Source organism: Gemmatimonadota bacterium, assembly GCA_016209965.1.
GTDB lineage: Bacteria > Gemmatimonadota > Gemmatimonadetes > Longimicrobiales > RSA9 > JACQVE01.
Window position 1 is genome coordinate 1 of the sequence record JACQVE010000221.1, and the last position, 4,785, is coordinate 4,785.

5 protein-coding genes are annotated in these 4,785 nt (G+C 67.8%); 4 read left to right on the plus strand and 1 reads right to left on the minus strand.

Translation table 11 applies throughout. The annotated features are described in order from the left end of the window. Positions 1 to 402: VOC family protein (locus tag HY703_08850; protein MBI4545289.1), on the minus strand; the 402-nt coding region annotated here is incomplete at its 3' end. Between the two features lie 191 nt (positions 403 to 593). Between HY703_08850 and HY703_08855 the strand changes: the two genes are divergently transcribed. The 4 genes from HY703_08855 to HY703_08870 all read left to right on the plus strand — a co-directional run. Then, complete coding sequence (locus HY703_08855; GenBank protein MBI4545290.1) at positions 594 to 1,034, plus strand: hypothetical protein; 441 nt, start codon at positions 594 to 596, stop codon at positions 1,032 to 1,034. Between the two features lie 180 nt (positions 1,035 to 1,214). Next, positions 1,215 to 2,018, plus strand: coding sequence for a succinate dehydrogenase (locus HY703_08860; protein MBI4545291.1), 804 nt, complete (start codon positions 1,215 to 1,217; stop codon positions 2,016 to 2,018). A gap of 294 nt (positions 2,019 to 2,312) precedes the next feature. Beyond that, positions 2,313 to 4,121: a fumarate reductase/succinate dehydrogenase flavoprotein subunit gene (locus HY703_08865; GenBank protein ID MBI4545292.1), complete on the plus strand. Its 1,809-nt coding sequence runs from the start codon at positions 2,313 to 2,315 to the stop codon at positions 4,119 to 4,121. Then, positions 4,114 to 4,785 (plus strand): succinate dehydrogenase/fumarate reductase iron-sulfur subunit (locus tag HY703_08870; GenBank protein MBI4545293.1); only part of this gene is annotated, 672 nt, incomplete at its 3' end. The genes HY703_08865 and HY703_08870, both read left to right, overlap by 8 nt.

Sequence of the window (4,785 nt, forward strand, 5' to 3'; positions counted from 1 at the left end):
AGCGATGGTCCACACGTGCCCGGACGGATCCATGATCCACGCGGTACGGTCGCCCCAGAACTGGTCCTGTGCTGGAATCAGGAGCTGCGCCCCGCCAGCAATCGCCCGCTCCACTGTTTGATCCACGTCCTCGACATAGACATACATCACCACAGGCGAGCTTCCGTCTGGTTTGGGCGCACGGCTCGACAGGGTCGGCCACTCGCCTTCGATCATGATCATCGCCGGACCAATCGTCATCAATGCATGCGCCACCGTCCCGTCAGGACCCAGCCTTCGGACGCGTTCGACCGCAGCGAATGTGCTGGCGCAGAAGTCAATCGCAGCGGCCGGGTCCCGGCACACCAATCTGGGGATGACGACTGACGCACCATCGGGAATGCCTTTCACCTTGCTTGCCACGTTCCCCTCCGAATCTCGTCGAATCCGGATTTCGCCTGTTCAGCGGTCTTAACTCCAAGCATCATGTACCGTCCAGCGGGCCTGCCCGCCAGGGATCGTTTGCCGCTCCCCGCGGTACGAGGTAACTTGGTAGCCGCCGCGGCATAGGGGTGCGTGTCGCGGCCGCGGATCCTTCGCCGAAGGAGGGTGATGTGGCGCGCAACAAGAAGAAGGGGGGGAGGGGTGTGGCCGGCATTCCGCGGCCCATTCTGGTGCTGCTCGCGGTGCTCGCCGTTGTGGCGCTGTACCGGGTGATCGGGCCCGGAACCGCGCACGCGCAGCAGCACCCGCAGCCGCGGCAGGGCATCAGTGCCGAGCGTATCGTGCCCGCGGAGCGCTACGCCGCGCAGCCGGAAGTCGAGCGCGTCTACCGACTGGCCCGCCGGGCGCCGCAGGTGCTGGACGGGATTTACTGCTACTGCCACTGCTCGAAGCACTCGGGGCACTACTCGCTGCTGACCTGCTACGAGTCCGACCACGGGGCGGGGTGCGAGATCTGCCTGGGCGAGGCGGCGCTCGCCGTCCAGCTCCACGAGCAGGGCAAAACCCTGGATCAGATCCGGGCGCAGATCGACGCGACATACGGGTCGTAGGCCAGGGCGTACCGAGGACTGTAACGGGTACGGGTACGCCCCCCGCTGGGCCGCCTGGGCCGCTGGGCCGCCCCCGCGCTTGACACCCCACTCTTACCCCCGATACCTTGCGCGCCGGTTCCGCGGCAGGCTAGGAATTGCAGCGCTTTCCGCGCAGCATAGCAGCAGGAGAAGGGGGTGATGGCGACGCAGTCCGTGGCGATCCCGCCGCCCGGGTTGGGCAGGACACTCCGGCGTGACCGGTGGTGGGCCCAGCCGCTGGCGGTGGCGGTGGGGCTGGCAGGGCTGGGGGCGTACGCGACCTGGGCGATCTTCCAGGGCAAGAACTTCTTCGTCGATCCCTACCTCTCCCCGTTCTACTCTCCCTGTCTCACCGCTGACTGCCCGCTCGAAGTCGGCATCGTGGGCATCGAGTGGTGGAAGTTCTCGCCGGCCATCCTGATGATGGTGTTCATCCTGGGCTTCCGCGCCACCTGCTACTACTACCGGAAGGCTTACTACCGCTCCTACTTCATTGACCCACCGGCGTGCGCGGTGGGCGAGCACCGGGGGCACCGCTACAGGGGCGAGACGGCCTTCCCCTTCATCCTGCAGAACCTGCACCGCTACTTCCTGTATCTCTCGATCCCCATCCTGCTCTTCCTCTGGTACGACTCGATCCAGGCGTTCCTGTTCAGCAACGAGGCAACGGGAGAGAAGGAGTTCGGGATGGGCGTGGGCACCCTGGTGCTGCTGGTGAACGTGGCGCTGCTCACCGGCTATCTGCTGGGGTGCCATTCGCTGCGACACCTGGCGGGCGGCAAGATCGACTGCTTCTCGTGTGCGCGCTACGGGCGCGCGCGTTTCCATATATGGCGCGGAATGAGCTTCTTCAACGCGGACCACATGTTCTGGGCGTGGACCAGCCTGGTGACCGTGTGCCTGGCGGACCTTTACGTGCGGCTGGTGGCGACGGGGGTGATTGCGGACCTGCGGATTCTGTAGCGTTGGGCTCCTGTCAACGTAGGTAGCCGTACCCTTTACCGCTACGCGTACGGCGAACCCTCGCGCCAGGGATTACCTGCGGCGGGCAAGCGCCAGTGCTGATCCAGGGGGATTGCCGGGGGAAGAAGCTGGTCGCCCGCGGTGAATAGAAGGCGAAACAGCGGGGTGGCCGCTTCCGGGGTTGGTCAGGTGCGCGGGTAAGCGTTCAGCTTCGGGCACGGGCACGGGCACGGGTACGAAGGGAATGAGAGGAAGGCGGGGTCACGCGTGGAGTGAGGTTGGCGAACTAGCGGGATGCAGATAAGCGAGCGGTACGACCACGACGTGCTCGTCATCGGGGCGGGCGGCGCGGGGCTGCGCGCGGCCATCGAGGCGCGGGCGCAGGGCGCCTCGGTGGGTCTGGTCTGCAAGTCGCTGCTGGGCAAGGCGCACACGGTCATGGCCGAGGGTGGCATTGCCGCTGCACTGGCCACCGTGGACGCGGCCGATTCCTGGGAAGTTCACTTCCGCGACACCATGCGGGGCGGCAAGGGCATGAACGAGTGGCGCATGGCGCAGATCCATGCGCAGGAGTCGCCCGCGCGGGTGCGGGAGCTGGAAGCCTGGGGTGCGCTCTTCGACCGCACGGCCGATGGCCGGATCCTGCAGCGCCCGTTTGGCGGGCACAGCTACGCGCGGCTGGTGCACGTGGGGGACCGCACCGGCCTCGAGATGATCCGCACCCTGCAGGACAAGGCCGTGCACTCCGGCGTCAAAGTGTACATGGAGTGCACCGTGATCCGGCTGTTCCGTGATGGCGAGCGCGTTGCCGGCGCGCTGGCGTACTGGCGCGAGAATGGCCGGTTCCTGCTGCTCCGCGCGAAGGCGGTGGTGCTGGCCACGGGCGGCGGCGGCCGGGCGTGGAAAATCAGCAGTAACTCCTGGGAGTACACGGGCGACGGCCACGCCCTGGCGTACGCCGCCGGCGCCGACCTGATCGGCGTGGAGTTCGTGCAGTTCCACCCCACGGGGATGGTGTGGCCGCCCAGTGTGCGGGGCACGCTGGTGACGGAGGCGGTGCGCGGCGAGGGCGGCGTGCTGCTGAACAGCCGCGGGGAGCGCTTCATGTTCCGCTACATCCCGGAAATGTTCCGGAAGGACTACGCCGATGGCGAGGACGAGGCCAACCGCTGGATCGCGGGTGACCGGCAGCGCAACCGCCGGCCGCCCGAGCTGCTGACGCGCGACGTCGTCGCCCGCGCCATCGTGAAGGAGGTCGAAGAGGGCCGGGGCACGCCGCACGGCGGCGTCTTCCTGGACATTGCCAGCCGGCGCAGCGCGGAGGACATCAAGCGGAAGCTGCCCAGCATGTACCACCAGTTCAAGGAGTTGGCCAACGTCGACATCACCGAAACGCCCATGGAGGTAGGGCCGACCACGCACTACATGATGGGCGGCATCAAGGTGGACCCGGAGACGCAGGAGTCCACGGTGCCCGGGCTGTTCGCGGCAGGCGAGGTGGCCGCGGGGCTGCACGGCGCGAACCGGCTGGGCGGCAACTCACTGAGCGACCTGCTCGTGTTCGGGCAGCGCGCGGGTCTGAGCGCTGCCGAGTTTGCCCGGCGCCATGCGGATCTGCCGCGCGTTGCAGAGTCCGAGGTCCAGGAGGCGATCCAGCAAGCAGTGGCGCCGTTCGAGCGCGAGAAGGGGGAGAACCCTTTCGTGCTGATGGAAGAGCTGCAGGAGCTGATGCAGCAGAAGGTGGGGATCCTGCGCACGCGCGCCGGCCTGGAATCGGCGCTCGAGGCGATCGGGGCGCTGCGGCAGCGGCTCGACCGCGCCCGCGTGACCGGCAACCGCGACTACAACCCTGGGTGGCACACCTGGATCGACCTGCACTCGATGCTGACGTTCTCCGAGGCGGTGGTGCGCGGGGCGCTCGAGCGGAGGGAGAGCCGGGGCGGGCACGCGCGCGAAGACTTCCAGGCAAGCGACACCGAGCTGGGGCGCGCCCACATCGTGATCCGGCGGCTCGGCTCCCAGATGACGACGTCGCGGGAACCGGTGGCGCGGCCACCCGCCGAGCTGCAGCGGCTGATCGAGCAGGGGGTGTCAGGTGCCTGAGCGCGTGTTCCGCGTGTTTCGCGGCACGGCGGAAGCCGGTCAGCTTCAGGAGTACCGGGTGGCGGTGTCCGAGGGCATGGTGGTGCTGGATGCGCTGCACCGCATCCAGGCGGAGCAGGCGCCCGACCTGGCCGTGCGCTGGAACTGCAAGGCGGGGAAGTGCGGCTCCTGCAGTGCGGAGGTGAACGGCCGCCCGCGCCTGACCTGCATGACGCGCATCGACCGCTACGCGCCGGACCAGCCCATCACGGTCACGCCCATGAAGGCGTTTCCGCTGGTGCGCGACCTGGTGACCGATGTCTCCTGGAACTTCCGGGTGAACGAGCGCATCCCGGCGTTCAAGCCGCGGGCGCCGGATTTTCCGGACGGCTCCTGGCGCATGTACCAGTACGAGGTCGAGCGGGCGCAGGAGTTCAAGAAGTGCATTGAATGCTTCCTGTGCCAGGACGTGTGCCACGTGCTGCGCGACCACGGGCAGCACGAGAGCTTCATTGGTCCGGCGTTCCTCACCCGCGCCGCGGCCTTCGAGACGCACCCCCTGGATGTGGAGGATCGCACCCGCTACCTGCGGCAGGAGGGCGGCATCGGCTTCTGCAACATTACCAAGTGCTGCACCGAGGTGTGCCCCGAGAGCATCCGCATCACGGACAACGCCATCATCCCG

Coding starts and splice junctions, on each gene's coding strand:
- HY703_08860 (MBI4545291.1), top strand. CDS start 1,215: ATGGCGACGCAGTCCGTGGCGATCCCGCCGCCCGGGTTGGGCAGGACA.
- HY703_08865 (MBI4545292.1), top strand. CDS start 2,313: ATGCAGATAAGCGAGCGGTACGACCACGACGTGCTCGTCATCGGGGCG.